The 18,828-nt window shown below is 57.4% G+C and carries 13 protein-coding genes and 2 pseudogenes; 4 read left to right on the top strand and 11 right to left on the bottom strand.

The features are described 5' to 3' along the window. Both AB8804_RS21780 and agp read left to right on the top strand, forming a co-directional pair. Nucleotides 1-175 (top strand): annotated as a pseudogene (locus AB8804_RS21780) (transposase); the annotation flags it as partial. Between the two features lie 499 nt (nt 176-674). Then, a complete protein-coding gene (gene agp, locus AB8804_RS21785; protein WP_371190022.1) occupies nt 675-1,901 on the top strand; it encodes a bifunctional glucose-1-phosphatase/inositol phosphatase in 1,227 nt (408 codons plus the stop codon). 427 nt (nt 1,902-2,328) lie between these two features. Here agp and AB8804_RS21790 read toward each other — a convergent pair whose 3' ends face one another. Genes AB8804_RS21790 through traI form a run of 4 tightly spaced genes read right to left on the bottom strand, consistent with a single transcriptional unit; the run spans nt 2,329 to nt 9,854 of the window. Then, nucleotides 2,329-3,129 (bottom strand): DsbA family protein, encoded by an 801-nt coding sequence (locus tag AB8804_RS21790; protein ID WP_371190023.1) that lies wholly within the window; start codon nt 3,127-3,129, stop codon nt 2,329-2,331. Nucleotides 3,130-3,156: 27 nt separating this feature from the next. After that, nucleotides 3,157-3,840: a fertility inhibition protein FinO gene (finO, locus tag AB8804_RS21795; protein WP_371190024.1), complete on the bottom strand. Its 684-nt coding sequence runs from the start codon at nt 3,838-3,840 to the stop codon at nt 3,157-3,159. Between the two features lie 33 nt (nt 3,841-3,873). Then, nucleotides 3,874-4,611 carry a type-F conjugative transfer system pilin acetylase TraX gene (traX, locus tag AB8804_RS21800; protein WP_371190025.1) on the bottom strand — a complete coding sequence of 246 codons (738 nt, stop codon included), beginning with the start codon at nt 4,609-4,611 and terminating at the stop codon, nt 3,874-3,876. Beyond that, nucleotides 4,611-9,854 (bottom strand): conjugative transfer relaxase/helicase TraI, encoded by a 5,244-nt coding sequence (gene traI, locus AB8804_RS21805; protein WP_371190026.1) that lies wholly within the window; start codon nt 9,852-9,854, stop codon nt 4,611-4,613. The genes traX and traI overlap by 1 nt, the downstream gene beginning before the upstream one ends. A 117-nt stretch (nt 9,855-9,971) precedes the next feature. Between traI and vapB the strand changes: the two genes are divergently transcribed. Beyond that, nucleotides 9,972-10,199, top strand: a complete 228-nt coding sequence (gene vapB / locus AB8804_RS21810; RefSeq protein ID WP_371190028.1) for a toxin-antitoxin system antitoxin VapB — start codon at nt 9,972-9,974, stop codon at nt 10,197-10,199. Further along, nucleotides 10,199-10,597 (top strand): tRNA(fMet)-specific endonuclease VapC, encoded by a 399-nt coding sequence (gene vapC, locus AB8804_RS21815; protein WP_371190029.1) that lies wholly within the window; start codon nt 10,199-10,201, stop codon nt 10,595-10,597. Before vapB ends, vapC begins: the two co-directional genes overlap by 1 nt. 8 nt (nt 10,598-10,605) lie before the next feature. Here the strand turns inward: vapC and traD are convergent, their stop codons facing one another. The 7 genes and pseudogenes from traD to traQ form a co-directional block, all read right to left on the bottom strand. Continuing rightward, nucleotides 10,606-12,855 (bottom strand): type IV conjugative transfer system coupling protein TraD, encoded by a 2,250-nt coding sequence (gene traD / locus AB8804_RS21820; RefSeq protein ID WP_371190030.1) that lies wholly within the window; start codon nt 12,853-12,855, stop codon nt 10,606-10,608. A 180-nt stretch (nt 12,856-13,035) separates the two neighbouring features. Then, nucleotides 13,036-13,206: pseudogene (traT, locus tag AB8804_RS21825) on the bottom strand (complement resistance protein TraT); the annotation flags it as partial. Nucleotides 13,207-13,248: 42 nt separating this feature from the next. Then, nucleotides 13,249-13,776, bottom strand: a complete 528-nt coding sequence (locus AB8804_RS21830; RefSeq protein ID WP_371190031.1) for a conjugal transfer protein TraS — start codon at nt 13,774-13,776, stop codon at nt 13,249-13,251. 5 nt (nt 13,777-13,781) lie between these two features. After that, a complete protein-coding gene (gene traG / locus AB8804_RS21835; RefSeq protein ID WP_371190032.1) occupies nt 13,782-16,670 on the bottom strand; it encodes a conjugal transfer mating-pair stabilization protein TraG in 2,889 nt (962 codons plus the stop codon). Continuing rightward, nucleotides 16,670-18,040 carry a conjugal transfer pilus assembly protein TraH gene (gene traH, locus AB8804_RS21840; RefSeq protein WP_371190058.1) on the bottom strand — a complete coding sequence of 457 codons (1,371 nt, stop codon included), beginning with the start codon at nt 18,038-18,040 and terminating at the stop codon, nt 16,670-16,672. Before traH ends, traG begins: the two co-directional genes overlap by 1 nt. A gap of 2 nt (nt 18,041-18,042) precedes the next feature. Then, nucleotides 18,043-18,582: a type-F conjugative transfer system pilin assembly thiol-disulfide isomerase TrbB gene (gene trbB / locus AB8804_RS21845; protein WP_371190033.1), complete on the bottom strand. Its 540-nt coding sequence runs from the start codon at nt 18,580-18,582 to the stop codon at nt 18,043-18,045. Beyond that, entirely contained in the window at nt 18,572-18,817 is a 246-nt protein-coding gene (traQ, locus tag AB8804_RS21850; RefSeq protein ID WP_371190034.1) for a type-F conjugative transfer system pilin chaperone TraQ, read from the bottom strand. The genes trbB and traQ overlap by 11 nt, the downstream gene beginning before the upstream one ends. Nucleotides 18,818-18,828: the final 11 nt, after the last annotated feature.

Raw genomic sequence — 18,828 nt, forward strand, 5'->3', positions numbered from 1 at the left:
AGGCGCTCTGTGGACACCAAGTTATTTTGCAAGCAGTTGCGGGGGGGCGCCGATTTCGATCATCCGACAATACATCGAGCAGCAGCAAACACCAGGTTAGCCGGAAAACCGCGCCTTATATCCCCGCCCTGAAGGACGGGGTTTTACGGCGCACCTGATAAGTCCGTCGTACTGAGGATTGCGGCCTGAGAAGTCGGAATCCTCGCCGTTTTCTGCGGATAGAAGCCCTTAAGAAAGTTCGCTATTAAGAAAATATGTAGAGTGATTTCTGTCACTAAATCAAACAAAACAAGCCGTTTCGATTGTGATGGATATCACGATTTAAGCAATAAAACTATAAAACTATAAAACTGTCACTATATACTTTACCATTTTCTATCTAAATAAGATTAATATCACAATACAAAGTATTTTAGCATGAAGTAAGTTGTGATATTCATCACGCAATGGTGAGGCTAAGCATAACTAAATGCAGGGCTCCCTTCCTTGTTATTAACATACAATTTCACCCCTAAGTGATTTAAATTACTCCTATCATTTAGGATGAATGAGCAATTAACATCAACGCGTACTGTTAGTGATTATTTTATTTCAGAAAAAGGTGTCCTAATGTCACTGAGAATCAGTGACCAATGCTCTCTACAAAAGTCTAATAAATTTTTTTAGGTGATTACATGAAATTCTCAAAAACGGTTGTCCTCTTATCGATGCTTTTATCGAACACAGTTTATGCACTCCCGCAAGATTATGAGCTAACACAGGTTTTAATAATTAGTCGCCATGGTCTCCGCGCACCGTTGACTGATGGTTCAGAGATGCTGAAAAATGCTACTCCATATCATTGGCCACGCTGGAGTACTGATGCAGGCCTTCTCACGACTAAAGGCGGTGCGTTAGAGGTTTTTATGGGAGGGTATTTTAAAGAGTGGTTCGTAAACACTGGCTTAGTCAATAAGAATGAATGTGCAAACCATTCTCTACTTGTCTATACCAACACGATGCCGAGAACAATTGCAACCGGCCAGTTTTTTATGGATGGTGCATTCCCTGGGTGTCGTGTTAGCATTCAAACCCTGGATGATGGTAAGAGCAATGACCCGTTGTTTTATCAGTCTATAAAAAACAACACAACTGAGTTTATGTTGAAAAACAAAGCAAGTATTCTAAAGTATGTAAACAGCCTGAATTTAGAACAGTCTTATAGCAGACTCGAAGAAATTATTGACTATAAGCAATCACCATCCTGCAAGGGGATGACCGACTGCCGACTGTCTGCCAATAAAAATATTGTACATCTTGATTATGGTAAAGAGCCTTCTATATCAGGGCCACTGCATAAAAGCTTTTTAATGGTTGATGCGTTTATTCTGCAAAACTATGAGGGCTTACCTAATAAAGATGTTGCCTGGGGAAGAATTAAAGATGAAAAGGAATGGAGGAGTCTGGCCAAGCTAAGAAACGGATATATAGAAGCAGCATATTTACAGCCATTGGTCGCAAAGAACATCATTGCTCCGCTTATGAAAAAAGTAGATAATATTCTTTCTGATGAAATGGAAGATGGAAATAAAAAAATATATGTTATCGTAGGTCATGATACCACCATTGGTCCTCTTCTTACGGCTTTAGGAGTTAACAATTATGAACTGCCGGGGCAGTATGAGAAAACTCCGATCGGAGGTAAGATAGTTTTCCAGCGTTGGAAAGATAAGGCTAGCGGAAGGTACTATTTAAAGACTGAATATATATATCAAACGACAAAGCAAATGAGAGACCTAACGCCTTTGTCACTCCAAAATCCGCCAGAGCACGTGTTGCTGTCGTTTAATGGTTGCATAGTGAACGATGATGGGCTTTGCTCCTGGAATGACTTCCGAAAGCTTATAGATAACTCAAATTAACTCCCTTAGCACAAGGTCGGTTCTGGCTATATTGTGTCTGAAGGCAGCGGAGGTCATGAGCTGGAGTGTTCATCTGTCGAACTATCCTAGATGGTCCGCTCGACAGATTAATCCGCTACTGGCGCACCTGACCGGTACAATTGAGGAAGTTGTAAAGCTGCTGGCAGGCAGAGCCTGCATCTGGGAACTCCCTTGTCCGACCAAATCATAATGTAAAAAGAGGCTAACGTAAGTCCGTCTTACTGGCGGTTTCGGCCGGATAAGTGGGAAGCCTCGCCATTTACGGCGGGGAGCTATCACGACTACTATCGAATGTGTTAACCAGAAACGCCGGAGACGGGAAAGTTGCTTTACCCTTCTCCGGGGTTGGATAACTGAGCACAGCGAAGGCTGTCAGTATCTTTTATCGGTATCAGGTGGCTGACGCCTAATTATTTTTCGTATCGCCGGCTGCATGACGGATGGCCTGCTGCAGGACCTCCGCACTGGTGTATCCCGGGATAACCGTCACGTTATCAGCACTAGCGCCGATTGATGGTAGGACCACCAGGGCTGGCGTACCGCTGAAGCCCAGCTGCTGCGCGAGCGCGTTTATGCCATCCAGTGTCTCCTGAACGCCAGGGGCTGTCTTCGCATTGAACTTAACGGCTTTTGCCGCCGTGCTGATATCAGCGTCGGTCAGCTTACCCTCGTTGTGACCGGTGGCGTAAATCGCGTTGTGATAGTTGAGGTAGGCGTCGGCCCCCTTCTGCTTCCAGACCTGCAGTCCGATTTTCGCCGCACTCAGCGACGCCGGCCAGCGCTGGCCAAATATCGGGAACTCCTTGAAGACAAAGCGCACGTCCGGGCTGGCTTTTATCACCTTCTCCAGTTCAGGGGCCAGGCGGGCACAGTAGATGCACTGATAATCGAAAAACTCTACGACCGTCACTTTGGCATCGGCGGGGCCATATGACGGCGTGCCTTTATCGTTGAGCAGCGCAGCCTGATTCTGAATCACGGCAGCTGTCATCGCCTGCCGCTGCTTCTCCTGCTGTTGAGCCTGCAGCTTCTGGCTGACCTCAACCAGCACCTCCGGATGGGCCAGCAGGTAGTCTTTCGCGATTTCCCCAACGCGGGCTTCCTGCTCCGGGGTAAAGGCAGCAGCAGGTTTCTCTGCCGCCCCCGCCACGCCGGAGACCATAAGGCCAGCGGCAAACATAACTAAAAGGGTTTTATTCTTGTTCATCCTATGTTTTTCTCTTCTCTGCTGTTATCAGTTCGTATCGTGTGCGGGCGCGGGTGCTTCCCTGATCGCCCTGCGCTGTTGTTTAGCGTGCTCCTGAGCCCTGCGCGCCACGGCATACGCCGCCTCGTCTGCCGTCACCCTGGCAACCGGCTGGCCGTCAATATCGATGCGCCATGCGCCTTCCGTCATGGCCTCAAGATACGCATCCGAACGGGTAATGGCGCTCAGGCAGCGCTTGAGCTTTTTAACCGACATATCCAGACTGCGGCTGCGCATGTCCTCAATCATCGCCTCACGGATGTTTATCGCGAGCAGCCGGGGACGTCCGTTCTGCACCAGAGCGGGCCAGCAGCGTGCAATCTCTGACATGGCCTCCTCCAGCGGCATCAGGGTCCTGAACTTTGGCTCCGGCGGCGGCTTGCGCTTTGCGGCCCGCCGGGCCTCGCGCTCCTGCGCCTGCTGCTCTGCCCACAGCCTGACCTTCTCCTCGTAGCGCGCCTTTTTAGCCGCGGCCCGCTCGGCCTTCTCTTTCTCTTCCTGTTCCTGTTTTTTTAACTTCCAGGCAGGCGGCTGGCTCACCACCACCGTCTTTTTACGCGTCACGGACCTGGCAGGCTCGCCCGGGCCGCCAGCCCGCGACGGGCTGTTCTCACTCACATCCGATGGCGGCTTTCGCCGTAGCGTCAGCTTAGGGCGCTGTTCCTCTGTCATCTCAGACTCCTGTATTCCCTGTAATATCCCTGATTACATCGCAATCAGCCCCAGTACGGCAAGATGCACCGCGTAGAACAGCGGAAAGAACTCACGCGGCCAGAACCTCGGCACCGCGCCGCAGGTGCGGCTCAGCACCGTCAGCGTTACGCCCGGGACAATGAGTCCCGCGACTGCCATGGCCGCCCCGTCTGCGGTATTCAGCGCCAGCACCGTCAGTGCAAGGCAGCACGCAAGCCCCGTGCGCGTGGTGCGCCGCCCGGTCATGAACACCCCGCAGGCCAGAAGCAGCATCATCACGCCCGCAATCCCGTAGCTCGCTCCCGAAAACGGCAGCCAGGCCAGAACCAGCATCAGGGACAGCGGCCACGCCTGCGGCCCGTGAGCCTGCGTCAGACGCAGCGCCTGCCCGCTGACCGCGAAGGCAAACAGGATATTGCCCAGGTCCGGGCGCAGCCCGGCCAGTATCCACCCGCTCTGCGCTACGACGGCCCATATCCAGAGCCGGTTCAGGGCGCGCTGCTGAATGCGCGGATGGCGGGCAAGGTTCATCGCCCACACCAAGCCAAACAGCGGAAACGCCCCGCGTCCGGCCAGGCGCAGCCATTCATTATCCAGGCCAAACAGCAGGCTGACGTGGTCGGCCACCATCAGCACGAGCGCCACGGTCCTGATAAGGTCGGTCTGCCCCGGCGTCCAGATAACCAGCCGCTGCAGCCAGCAGTCGGCCACCACGACCAGAGGGAAAAAAGGATTATCTTCCGCGCGCATCAGTCGCCTCCCAGGGTCTTTTCACGTTCCAGCACGCGCATCGTGTCGCGCTCCATCTGCTGCAGGCGGTCGCGCTGCACGTTTTCGTGCGCCACTCTGCTCACCGCCTCGTCACGTATACGAACGTCCGGACTTTCAGGCAGCGTGACGTCCGCAGCCCGCTCACGGGTTTTGCCTTCGCTCAGCTCGCGCGCCAGCTCCCGGACCGCACCGGCAGCATCTCCAGCCTTCTCACTCCCGCGCGCCAGCTCGCGCACCGCGTCATCCGCCCGCTTTTCCAGCTCGCGCATCTGCTGCGCCTCAAGCGCCTGCTGCGCCAGCACCTCCGGCGGGATTTTCTCGCCGTGCTGCGTGCCCGTTGCGTCAGGCACGCCGTCGGCCCAGACGCGCCCGCCGGTGATGGTGCCCGGATTCCACGGGCGGCCCTCGGCGTCACCAGTGCGCACCACCACGCCGCTCTGCGGGTTCTCCCGCGCAAGCCGCACGCCCTCCTCCATATCGCGCGCCATCAGCGACTCGCCGTTGCGGCTGGCCTGCAGACCGGCAAAGGCCGCATCCTCACTGCCCATCACGCGGCCCTCGCCGCCCAGCCCCTGAAGCTGTCCGTCACCGGAGGTCAGGGTGCTCAGCCAGACGCCCGCCTGCCTGCCGTTGCGGTCAAAGGCGGGCAGCGCCACGTGCGGCTGCGGGTATTTTCGTCCCGGCGAGATAAATTTCGCCAGCGAGCTCTCAGGCTGCAGTCCGGCCTGGCGCAGCGCTGCGCGTCCGGCAGGCACTTCTCCCAGCGCTTTCGCCGTCGCCATCAGGCGGGCGGCGTTCGCCACCGCGCGATCGTTGCGCGGCTCCACGATGTCGTGAGCGGTACTTTTCGCCTGCGATTTTTCCATGGCGGCCACCCACTTATCGCGGTTGTCGGTGTAGACCTGCACGTGCTGCTTCATGCGGCTCAGCGCCACGTAGGCCGACTCAAAGCTCACCATCTGCTTACGCCCGCCTTCCGTGCCCTGCAGGGAGATAGAGAAGGGTTCGCTCGCGCCCTGGGCGCCGTTGACCGTCACGGCGTAGGCGAGATCGATGTGCTGCTCCGCGCGCTCCGCCGACGGGTTGATCGTGCGGGTCTGTTTCCCGTTCTCCAGTGTGACGCTGTCACCTTTGATATCGCTGACCGTCCAGACGCTGTTGGCCACAAAGCCCCGCTCGTTGTCGCTTTTTGAAAAGCGCATCCGGTCGCCCGGCGAGACGGCGATGGTGTCCGCCCGGTACAGCGTGACGCCCTCGGTCACCGCCTGCGCGGGGGAAAGGCTGCGGGTGTTCCCCTCAGCATCCTTCAGCGTCACCAGCTGCGCGTCCTTATCCAGCGCCTCTATCCTGTAGTAGGCGTTGTCCAGCAGCACTATGCTGCTGCCGTGGGCCTGCCAGGTGTCCATTCGCCTCAGCTCGCCGTCGCGGATGTTGGCCGGGGTCAGCACAGGCACCGTGGCTTCTTTCTCGCCCAGTTCGCCTGACGCCTTTCGCGCGTCGTGGATCATCGCATTGAGCTGGCGCCGGTCGGCGTTCAGGGCGGTCATCACGATGGTCTGCGCCTGTGCCTGCGGCGTGCGCCCCGTGTAGTCCTTCACGATGGCCTCCAGCAGCGTTTCGGGCTGGTCGCCCGGCGTCAGGTCACCGGCCTTAATAGCGGCGGCAATCGCCTTCTCGTGCTCTCGGCTGAACTCCATGACTGAGCTCTCAGGCTGCCACGCGTCCGGCCTGCGCGGAACCTGCTGCGGCGCGACGCTTTCGATGGTCGTCAGCGCACCGCCGATATCGCGCTCAATGAGGCTGTACACCGCAGGCCGCAGTGCCGGGGTCTGGCGGACAATCTCCTGCATCACTGCGGTATCGATGGCGCTGCGCTTTTGCAGCAGGCGGAAGGGCTGTCCGGGCGCGATGGGCTGCAGCTGGTCGGTATCGCCGCTCGATACCGCGCGGCCGCCGCCGCCCGCAATCAGGCTGTATGCCTTCGCCATGTCGGCGTTGCCGACCATGGAGCTTTCATCGACCAGGAACAGCACGTTGCTGAAGTCCGGGCGCTCGCCGCCGCGCAGCTGCTGCTGCGTGTCGTGGATAAAGGCCGCCAGCGTCTGCGATTCGGGGACGCCCGCGTCGCGCATCTCGCTCACCGCGCGGTGGGTGGGTGCCACGCCGATAACGCGCGGCTGCTCCTGTTCAGGCAGCGTGCCAATGGCTGACATCACGGCCCGGAACTGCGTGGTCTTACCCACCCCCGCGTAGCCCTGCACCAGGGTAAAGCGATCGGGCGACTCCAGTATCATGCGCGTGGCGTTCTGCTGCCCGTCGGTCAGCCCCGCCAGCTGCGCGTCCGGTACGCTTCCCATCAGCGGAGTGACGGCATCCTTCCCCTCAAGGACGTGGCGGATAATGCTTTTCTCAGCGTTGTAGGACTGGCGGGAGACCAGCTGCTGCAGGCCGTTCCCCTGCGAAACGGGCACCGATATCAGCGCCCCGCTGCGCGTCTGGCGCGCAATTTCATCCTCAATCGCGACCAGGCTGAGCCTGTCCTGTGCAAAATCCTTCGCGGCGGCCATCAGCTGCGGCCGGGTGAACGCCAGTCCGTTACCCTCAAGCGAGGGAATGGCCAGATGGATAGCCTGCTGCTCCGGCGTGTGCAGCGCGGCCTTCTGGTGCGCCAGCGCATCGCCCAGGCTGTCCCTGCTGGCAGCCTCCTTCACCTGCGCCGTCACCACGCTCCAGGCAGACTGACGAGACAGCTTCTCCTCCGTTTTCTGCACCGTCTGAGCGGAGTAGAGCCTGACCTCCGCGCCGCTGCGGGCCAGGCCGTTCAGCGTGGCGTTATCCATCTCGCGCTGCGTCAGCGAGGCGTAGACCGTAGCGCTGTCGCTCACCGAGCGGCCCGGCGATTCTACCCAGCCCTGGCCGACCTTCGGGGCCGTAAACGGGCTGTCGCCCGCCGCCAGCACGACCTGCGTTTTTCGCCCGGGCAGGCTAACGTGGATACCCTTCTCATCGATGCCCGTCACGGTCACGCTGTCCCCGCCCTTCAGGCGCGCGCCCTGCGTCTGCCCCAGCACCGCCAGACGGTCGCCTTCGGCCACCTGCAGGGTGCCGGTGCGGTAGAGCGACCAGCTGCTGTCGAGCTCCGTCAGGCGGGTCACCTGCGTTTTACCCTCCGCGTTGCGCAGCGTCAGGCTGTTGTTTCGGGCTGTAACCCGATCGATAACGAAGCGCTCGCGGCTGCGCTCTTCGGCATTCCAGCGCTCCATCACCATGCCCTCGCGGTAGTGGTCCCGCACCTGCTGATGGCGCCCGTCGAGCCACACCGGCTCAAGCGTGGTGATGCTGATATCGCGCTCACCCAGCACCTTTTCGTTTTTCAGGGCATCGCGAACGGATGATGCCAGCGCCGCCTGCTCGCGGGAGCCGGTGATTTGCACCACGGCCTCCTCGCCTGTCCGGACCCCCTTCGCGAAGTCCGTCGCCAGGCGGTCGTAGCGCTCGCGCCTGTCAGGCTCGCTGATGATCGAGACGCGGGTTTTCTCGCCGCCCTGCCAGGCAAGCGTGCTGACGCCCGCCTCCTTCATCACGGTCAGGGCGCTGCCCGTTCCGGTACGCTGACCGCTGTCGGCGATCAGCAGCTGGACGTTATGGCGCAGCGCGCCGTCGAGCAGCGTCAGCGTTTCCTTAAGCGTCAGCTTCTCGCCCTGGTCAACAATCAGCGTGCTGCCGGGGATGAAGGTCATGCCTTCCGTCAGGCCACGCCGGTCGGTGATAAGCTCGCCGCCGAGGCGCTCATCCCTGGCCAGGTGTGCGGCCGAGCGGCGATCGGCGGCCATAATCTGCACGTCGCGGCCCTGCTCGCGCGCCATCATGGCCAGTTCCGCCACGCGTTCGCGCTGTCCGGATGCGCCACCCTGTCCTGAGATAATGGTCACAGGCGAGCGATCCTGCGCCAGCACGCTGACGGCGTCGCCGAACGGGCGGCTGCGAGGGGTGCTTTTTTCGGGAAAGACGTCCACGCGCCCCTGAAGCTGCAGCTCGCGGGACAGCGCCGAAACCGACAGCTCGTCCAGAACGTGAACGTTCGAGGTGAACAGGCCCTTCTCTTTATCGAGCGGGATCAGCTGCTCGTTTTTGATGGCCGCATCGATACCCTCCCGCGCCTGCTCAATCATGCCTGGCCGCGCGGGCAGCTGGCCCAGGGTGGTGGCCAGCAGCCCGGAGTAGGTAAACCGCGCCCGACGGTCGCTCAGCATGGCAATGGATTGCCCCACCGCCGCGCCCACATCTGCAGGCTCCGGCGCATTTATCGGGATATCGCCGGCCTGCACGCGCCGATCGGCGGCCTCGCGGTAGGCGTTAATGTCAAAGCCCGTTTCCTTCAGGGTTGCCACCCATTCGGCCATGCGCTGTTCAGGGTCGACCTTCTGCTTGGACTGCCGGGTGTCGAGCGCCGCCACGTCACGCGACTTCAGGGACGCATCGTCCCCGGCCGCCTCACGAATGGCCCTGCTGCGGCTTGAGTACGGCTCCGTCGGAACGCCCTTCAGCTCCCACATCCCGTGTTTGCCGACGGTTTCGGTCTCGTAACCCATTGCCGTCACGTCGTCTTTTAACGCGGCGCGGTACAGGCGGCCAAAGGCTATCTGATTCGCGTAGACGTTTTCGACAAAGCCGGTCTTTCCGATTTTGTCGCTGCTGAGCGTGCGCCAGGTGCCGTCGTGCTGCGTGGCGTTGGCCACCACGGCGTGGGTGTGCAGCTGCGGCTCCTGGTCACGGCTGGTATCGTGGTTGAACAGCGCCATCACCAGGTTGCCGGTCAGCTGCGTTTCACTTTTTCCGTCGGTCATGACGCGCGTGGAGGCCAGCGCCTCGACCTGCTTAATGGCCGTGTCCACGGCGCGGTTGTGGGCATCAATGAGCCGCGTATCGCCGCCCAGCATGGCCATCACCGAGATGCTCTTGGGCGCCGAAAACGTCAGGTCGTAGCCCGGACGGTGCTTGTTGGTGCCGTCTTGAGTACGGCTGAGGTCGCTGCCGTCCGGAAGTTTGCCCTCGAGGACGCGGGTAAAGGTCTTCACGTCCACGCTGCCGCTCAGGCCCAGCGCCTTCGCGCCCTCGCCTGCCCAGCGCTCGCCCATGCTGCCAATAACGTAGTAGTTGTCCTTGTCGGTATAGTAGTTGCCCGCGCTGCCGGCAGACTTAACCGAGCCGATGCTCATCATCAGGCTTTTTCCCCCGGCTTAATGACCAAACCTCTTACAGGTATATACCTTTGACATATACAATCACTCAAACCATAATGGATATACGAGGTGTATATACTCTTGAGGGAGGAAATTATGAACACTACGCTATTTTTCAGTAACCGAACCCAGGCCGTCAGACTCCCAAAAGCAGTCTCTTTTCCGGAAGGTGTAAAAGAGGTTGAAGTCATTGCTGTTGGTAAGAGCAGACTTATTACCCCAGCCGGAGAGTCCTGGGATAGCTGGTTTGATGGTGAGTGTGTCAGCACTGATTTTATGAGTGCCAGAGAGCAACCGGCAGAACAAGAGCGGGAAGGCTTCTGATGCTGAAATTCATGCTTGATACCAACATCTGCATTTTTACTATTAAAAACAAACCGGAACATGTCAGAGAACGCTTCAACCTCAACACATCCAGGATGTGTATCAGCTCTGTCACCCTGATGGAGCTGATCTACGGTGCGGAGAAAAGTCAGGCTCCAGAACGGAATCTGTCCGTAGTCGAGGGGTTTGTGTCCAGACTTGAGGTTCTGGACTATGATGCACTGGCAGCAATACATAGCGGGCAAATTCGTGCCGAGCTTGCCCGGAAAGGAACTCCTGTTGGGCCTTATGACCAAATGATTGCAGGTCATGCACGAAGCCGCGGACTGATCGTAGTGACAAACAATATCAGGGAGTTTGAGCGTATACCGGGGCTTCGTACTGAAGACTGGTGTTAATTTCAGCATTAAACATAACCTCCCGGCTCAAGAGCCTCATCATGCGACCGGTGAACATTGATGTTCACCTCCTCACGGCGCTGTCGCTCCTGTGGCGTCAGCTCGTCCTGCTCCGCCTGCCAGGCTTCCCATGCGCTCATGTCAATGACCTCGCCGGTTTCATCGATGCCCGGCGGCAGCTGCTCTGCTTCCTCCGCTTTTGTCTCAAGCACCGACTCCGTTCCGCCGGTAGCCGCGACGGCCGCTGTTGTCGCGGCTGCTGCAGGGGGAGCCGGACGCGCGGCTGGCTGCTGTGGCTGCTGTGGCTGCTGTGGCTGCTGTGGCTGCTGTGGCTGCTGTGGCTGCTGTGGCTGCTGTGGCTGCTGTGGCTGCTGTGGCTGCTGTGGCTGCTGTGGCTGGCCAGCATTCTCCGGGCTGACCGCCGGAGCAACGACTTCCGCATCCGGTTCGAAAAGCATGGCCACGCTGCGGGACTCCGCCTCGCGGGCCGCGAGCGCTGCGTTAAGGCGCTCCTCGGCACTGTCATCGATACGGCGCTGGATAAACTCGGGCGCCACCTTCGGGCGCTCCTGATACTTAAGGGCCATCTTCACCGCCGGATACGGTCCGGGAAGAGTGACGTAGCAGGACAGATCGGGCAGCGTCTGGATATCGGAGTAGCTGACCAGCGTCACGCGCTCCATGTCCTTGCCAACCGAGGTGCCGTCACGCACCGGGTCCACACCGTAGGAATACTGCTCTGAGGCCTTGAGAATTTCTTTCTCACCGATTTCACCGGCGGCAAATTCTGCGATGTTGCGCGAGGGCGAGCGAAAGAACGCGCGGGTGTTCAGTACGTCGAACAGCGTTTCGGCAGGCTTCTGGCCGTAAATATCCTCGAGCTGGGCATAGGACTGGATGCCAATGACGTAGCAGCCGCCGAACTTACGCGCCTCCGGGAGGATTTCGACCAGGTCCGGAAGCTTGTGCAGGGTCGGCAGCTCGTCGGCAAAAATCCAGACGCGCCGGTTGCGGTTCTCCCCCATCGCCAGCAGGCCACGGATGGCGATGGACAGCCACATGGAGATAACCGGCTTCAGGGAGGCATGGGTATCGGCGTTGGACGAGATAAACAGCCAGCCGTTCCGGCCGTCCTCGCGCACGCCGCGCATCCAGTCGCGGATGGTGAAGGACTCGCCGTTGTGCTCAATGCCCTGCAGATAGCGGATGGCCTTAACGTAGTTGGTCAGCACCGCACGAATCGAGATGGCCGTCTTCTCGATTTTCTCCTCAACCAGGTTTGCTGCAGGCGAGTTCTGCAGGTACGAGCGCAGCTTCTCTATCTTGATGGATAGCAGCGTATCCACTAGTTTACTGTAGCTACGGTCCTTATCGTTACGCATCAGGTAGGCCGCTTCTGCAAAGATGGTTCGACCGGAGCCCTGCCAGAAGGGGTCTTCCTTCGTGCCCATCGGGATGAGGGTGTTGGAAACGTTATCGAAGTCGGGCTGGGTCAGGCACTCGCGCCATAAATCCCAGGCCGCGCAGCGCGCATCCATCGGGTTAAGTATCTTGTCAATCGCCGGGTCATAGTAGCTTTTGACGAACTCGCATGAGCGGTCGTAGACGATGACCATGTCGCCGCGCTTGCGGGCGTAGTTCATCAGGCGGCGGATAACCTCGGACTTACCCGCCCCGACGGTACCGTGCAGGCAGAAGTTCTGTATCTCCGAGTTTTTGATAAGCGGCAAATCGCCAATTTTGATATCGGAGGCCAGACCGTCGCGCTTCAGCATTCTGGCCACGTCTTTGGGGTCATCGGTCAGCTGGCGTCCGCCCGTGACCTCGTCCTCGCTCTGCTGTTTGCCCTGATGGCCCAGAATCCAGGTGGTGACGAAGAAGGTGATGACGCAGACCACGGCAGCAATGATGGCCGCGAGGATAAAAGCGGCCCAGACCTGGTCGGCACACCACGCAACGTACTTGTCCTGCAGCAGCTGCTGCGCGTTGTACTTAAGTTCTTTCCCGTAGTACCGGATCGTATATACAGGCTGCGACCTGAAAATATCGCGCATCGGGGCAAGCATCTGGCACCAGTACCAGACCATGCCGTTAACGAACGTCTGCCACGACAGCTTCACCGTCAGCGTCAGGGCGACGATTATTCCGAAGAGAATAACGAGGCAGTACACGATGATGTTGGCGATCTGGCTGAACATGCGGATACGCATGCTCGCGATCTGACCGCCCTGGGTCATATCCTTGGCATTAAAACTCATGATGTCGGTCCGGTAGAGAAGGTGTGTGCCGTCACGCTGGCGGCAAGGGCAAACTATTCCGGCGTTGCCGGCAACCCTTTATGACCGCACAAAGAATTTGTGCAGTCATAAAGCGTTAGCGTTGAAAAACGGGAGGCAGTGCTCAGAGTGGCAGGGCGCGGGTCCGCCCTGCCAGGCCTGTCAGAGAATGTTGGCCACGGATTTGGCAAGCTGGTCTTCAAGAACCGGCTGTGCTTCCGGGAACTTCAGATTGACCTTGTTCGCGTTGGACACGATACGGGTCTGGTACTTGTGCTGATTTCCCTGCTCTGAACTGGTCTGGATTTTGGCACCTGATGTACCCCGTTGTAATTACATCCTTTGAGTACTTATTTAATTGGCTGCCTGTGAGCTTTAGTCATTTAGTCTGTTACTTTTAAAATTACTTATTGCAGTTGTAAATAATGATAGTTGGTATCGCCCAAAATCTAAATTCATTACCACTCCGCCCAGAACAGTCGTTGAGATGATCATAAGGGCAAAAGGAAATGGTACGCTATAGTAAGCACGATTCAATAATGCAAGCAGGAAAATCAGAACCATATATATCAGAGCGTACGCTACAAGTTTTTTACCAAAAAACCGATATATATATGAGTTAAGCCTAAAGGATTTTGGCACGGACAAAAATAACGAGCGAGCGCTAGCAACACCTAGCATGATTATGAACCCAACACCACAAGGAAAAACCATTACATCAAGAATAAATTTGCTTGATAAGAAACCACTATCCACACTAATTACAGCGCAAAATGCATTCCACAAAACTATAACCAAACCAGGCCATAAACATGCCCAAAATGATGGAATGGCCACTTCTCCTTGTGAAAGGATAAGCTTTAACTCCCCTACTTCTTCAACAATGAGTTTATTATCAATCATCCTTTTCATTCCTTCCCATCAAGATAATCCTTCTGTAGTTTAGTAGCTTTTTCCACAAGCTCTTGGGTAGTGGCCGCTACCGAAATATTACTTACCTCATCCTTCCTGTCATTATATGTATTATGGAAGCTATTTCCCTCTGTTTTATGGTGTCTTTCCAGATCTATGTGCTGTGTTTTAACGTCATTCTCTTGTTGAACTATTTCCTGCTGAGTTTTTTGATGAGCCTGTCTATTCTCCGCTACTAACGTACCGACGCTGTTACTTACATCCTGTTTAATACCGGCGTTTGATGTCATATTGTCAATATCCCCGGAATTATGGCCATAGTCAGAAGCAACCTCCTCTCCGTCTCCACCTGTCGATACATCGGCCATTTTATTACCGATTGTTCCTCTGACATCCCGGTATGCTCCGTCAATTTTAGGCTCTACCTGATTCTTTACAAAATCCCTTGCCAATGTTTCTCGCTGTGCGGCGATTTCAGGTGAACTGGTATCCGTCAAAATAGCTTCAGCATTCTGCGGAGCTTGTTTTTGGACAAAATTAGCAAACTGCTGAGTCAGGTTTTCGTTCATCTGCCCGCTCATACTTTCAGTACGTGAAGCCATTTCGCTGTATTCGTGGCTGCGTGTCTTACTGGTCGTATACTGGTCATAGCTGTTTTTCGCACTAGACAGTGATGCTGCAAACTGATCAACACGGGAAGAAGCATTATTATCAGTAACATTTCCGGAAGTTGTAGTTTTGTGGCTAGTAAAGTAATCAGATGCTTCTCTAAAGTCTTTGGCTGCCTGACTGCTAGTATCATGTCTACTGTCATGTGACTCTCGCCCTGAAGAGCTGACATTATCAGTATGACCCGAACTGTGGGTCCACCCGACACTACCTTTAACACCCGCTTCTGCAGATAGCCCAGTCCCCCACTTGCCTAGTTTACCGAATAATTGGTCTCCTGAACTCCACTTACCAGATGCATGTATATCAGCAGCTCGAGATCTCTTGGATGAGTCATCCATTAACTGCTGGAAGGATTCCTCATTGCTGATATTATTTGCTTTAGCATTAGAAACAACGGCATTCCACATTTTGCTTCTGGCCATCGTATCCTGAGAAGATTCAGTTCTGTCTGCCCCCGTCGTCATCGAGGAACTGGTTCCCATATTGGTACCAAACTGTTTAAGGGTATTCCAGGCACTCGTCACACTCTGGTTATAACCATGCAGGGCGCTTTCAGCCTGAACTTCAGACTCTCTGGACATCTGCTGCTGTGCGCTGGCAATCTGACGGCCAACGTTGATATCTACCGGCAACTTCGACATGGCGCCACTGGTATCCCAAACCATTGAACCATCCCGAGTCTGGGTGGACGAGGCACCATTACCCAGCTGCTGGCTCATCTGGCCGTGCATCGTTGAGCTGTTGGTGTTCCAGCTGTTGCCGCTGACGTTATGGGTCTGCATGTTCGCGTAGGAGTAGTTCCCGTCGATGGAACCCGCCGCCGCGGTCGCCGCAGGGCTGATGGCCGAGGATGCGAGGTGGCTGTAGAGATTCGAGAAGCTTGAGCCGAGGCCTTTCAGCGTTCCCCACGCCAGCGGCGGAATAAGCATCGACAGGTAGCCCGCGGTGGTGGCGAGGTCCGAGTACTTCAGCTGCACCTGCGACAGTTCGGAGAGCACCACCGGCGAGCCGTTGGCCTTCGCATAGAACGTCATGCAGCTGTTCAGGATGGCGTAGAGCAGCGGCCAGCTCTGCACCCACATAATCGCCATGACGTAGCCCTTCAGCACGTTAAGCGTGACCGCGTTAAACATGCCGCCGAGCACCATCAGCGGGAAGATACCGATGGTCAGACCCACAATCAGCGTCTGGGACATCGGCAGCGAGCGCAGGGCCACCTGCCCGACCGTTGCGTGCGCGAGGCGCTGCTTCTCCATCGAGGACGTGGTGGCGATATTCAGCAGGCTAGAGGTGTCGCCGTTGCGGGCCGCATAGCCCATGATGCCGTCGCGCAGGGCGTTCATCGTCACGTTCTGGCGGATTATCTGCGAGGCGCTCTGACCGGAGTTGTAGAAGTAGCTGTAGCTCTCGCCCAGCATCTGGCTCAGAAGCAGGTCCGGATTCGGACGTCCGCCAAACAGCCAGCGTGCGTAGTAGCTCCAGCTCTTTCCACCGGTCTGGGTATCAAGGCCCAGCTTCTGTTTGAGGATGACAGCAGCCTCTTCACAGGACAGAAATGCCTTTATTTCCGTCTCTCCGTCACTACCGCTGGTCGTAAACCTCTTATAGTTCGGCACCTGACGCAGCGGACTGGGTTTAGAGAAAATGATGGTGTAGGGGTCAGTGCTGTTCATCAGCTCGTCCAGGGTGTACTTCCCGTTAAGGAAGATATCGCCCATCACGCAGTTCTGTACGTAGTCCGGGAACAGCGCGGCGATTTCCGGATTTTTCGACATAAAATCTGTGCTGCGCGCGACCAGGTTCGCGCCGAACAGCATGCCGGTCTTGCTGTAGGTCACGCTGTCGGGCTGCGAAAAGACCATCTCGTAGCCCTGTACCAGGGCGTGCCCGATGGTGGTCGTCAGCGATGCCGGCAGCGCGAGGCCCACGGGCACGTTATCGACCCTGTACACCTTCGTCAGGTCGCTGTTGTCGATAATCTGTACCGGCGTGCGCACGCTGACCAGCAGGGACATCAGGACGATGGTGGCTATCCAGCCCAGCATGTCCATGACGTTGTGGCGGCGTATCCAGGACACGGCCACGACCAGCACCGAGAGCGCTGTCACGATACGGCGGATGATGGCCCAGCTGTCGGTCGACATGAATGCCACGATGGCGTTCATCGTCTGGCTCAGCCAGTCCCCGCCGGCAATAACGTAAATCGACTGCATCAGCGTGCCCCTCCAAAGTGATAGTTGTTCTGGTAGCGCTGCAGCATGCGCGCCGAAACCTGCTGGCGCATGTAGCTCATCTGGCGGTCAACAACCAGCAGCGCGTCCTGCTGCACCTGCACCTGCGCCTGAAAGGAGGCTATCTGCCGCGTGGCCTCGTTGAGATTGTTATTGATGCTGTCGATAACGGCCTGGTCATAATTACCGGTGGCCACCATCGCGCGCGCCTGCTGCACCATCTCCTGGATGTACTGCAGCAGGATGTCGTAGCCGATGTAATCGGTCAGCTGGTAGACGAGGCTGTCCGAAACGCCCAGCATCATCGGGTCCACCAGATACTTGAAGACAGGGATGGTCGTGCCGGAGATAAACCCCTTTTCTTTGTCGGTCAGCGCGGTGTCGGCTGCTGCCTTGTTCTGGATGCTGGACAGAATGTCCTTTATCTGGCTTTTAAGCGCATTCTTTTGAGAGATACTCACGGTGGCATCGGCCACCACCTTCAGGCACTTTTCGCTGTCGTTGCAGTGGTAAATCCTTGCCGTGCCGCCCTCCATCACCGCCTTAATGATGTCGCGGTCGGTGGCGCGGGCAGGCAGCGGGGTGATGTTGCCCTTCTCATCAAAAATCAGGGTGCCGGTGAGGGTCATGATGAACTCCCTTAGCTCCTTGTTCCCGCTGAACATGCCGTTCTTGCCGAGCGAGTGCCAGATGATGTTGATGTTTTTGGTAATGCGCTCTTTTTCCGCGACGCTGGCCTTGTCGCGCACCTTGTCCAGGCTACCACCCACGGTGCATCCCTGGCGCGACGCCGCCCAGTCCGCAAACATGTTGCTCTCCCCGGCGATGTCCTGACAGACCTTGGTCTGTGAGACCTGGGAGCGAGGAAAAAGGCCCCCGACAATCCCCTGTGCGGCCTGGCAGGAACTGAGGTTCATGCTGTTGATGTCGCTGGCCATCTTCTGCAGGAAGTCCTTTGCCGTCTTGATTTCCGGCACCGTGGTCTGCAGGGCGAGGTCGAAGAAGTAGCCCGCGGCGTTGGACATAATCTGCTTGGCAAAGCGCTGCAGCTGGTCGCTGTTGATGTAGCTGAACGAGCCGAGGTAGGCATCGATGCCCCCGCAGCCCGCGTTGATGTCGGGCAGCGTCATCGAGATAAGCTGAACGGTCTTTACCTGGGTGCGGGCGTAAAGCGAGCCGCCCGTGGCATAGCCCGCCGCCTGCCCCTGCCATACCTGGGGCTGGCTGGTATTGGACGCAAAGCCCAGCTTGTTGAAGAAGCTGTTCATGTCGCTGTTCACGTCCGCATTAACGGTTGTTGAACATGCGAGAAGCATGCAGGCAGGAATCAACCGGCGTCTGAATATTTTCATCATTATTTCGCTCCGCGCATCTGCAGGACCGTATCCATGCGGGCCATAAAGCCCTGTTCATCCGTTGCACCCTGCAGCAGCGGCAGGGCTTCAAGGGTGTTGACGTTGACGAGAAAGGTGGTCGGGGTTGCGACAGGCAGGTTCGGAAAGAAGGTCTTCATCACCTCCGGCGGCGCGGGCAGCGCCTCCGGAAACGCCGCATCGCCCTGGCCGTCAATGGTGTAGGCCATCACCCCGAAGCCGACCTGCTGCGAGAGCGCCTTCAGCACCGGGTCGAACTTATGGCAGTAGGGACACTGCCCCTGCATGAACAGCACCACCTTCCAGTCGGCCAGATTCACCTGCCGCCCGTTGCTGAGCCGGTACCAGACGGGTGCCCTGACGGGCGCGGGTAGTGCAGCGGCGTCACCTGTACTCTGAGCGCCCGTAGCCTCACCGATGCCCTGCGGGTTCCACAACGACCTGATTTCATCCATCGTGGAGGCCTGCGCGGCCAGGCTGAAGATAAGCGCGGCGATAGCGATGACTGGGTTAGTCTTCATGATGACCGCCCTCCTCCTGACGCCTTTCCGCCTCCTGGGCCTGTGCTATCCACCGGTTAACGATGCGATAGCCGCCCCACAGCGCCATTGAGAGGCCGATTACCTGCGCCAGCGTGACGGCCATGGACGGGTTGTGCCGCACCAGGCGCGACACGATGTGAAACCATATCCCGAGGCTCAGCACCCAGAGTCCGGGCGCGTCGAACTCGGGCATGCGAAAGCGAAATCTGCGCATGCGAACTCTTC

Source organism: Enterobacter sp. KBR-315C3_2022, from assembly GCF_041399425.1.
Lineage (GTDB): Bacteria > Pseudomonadota > Gammaproteobacteria > Enterobacterales > Enterobacteriaceae > Enterobacter.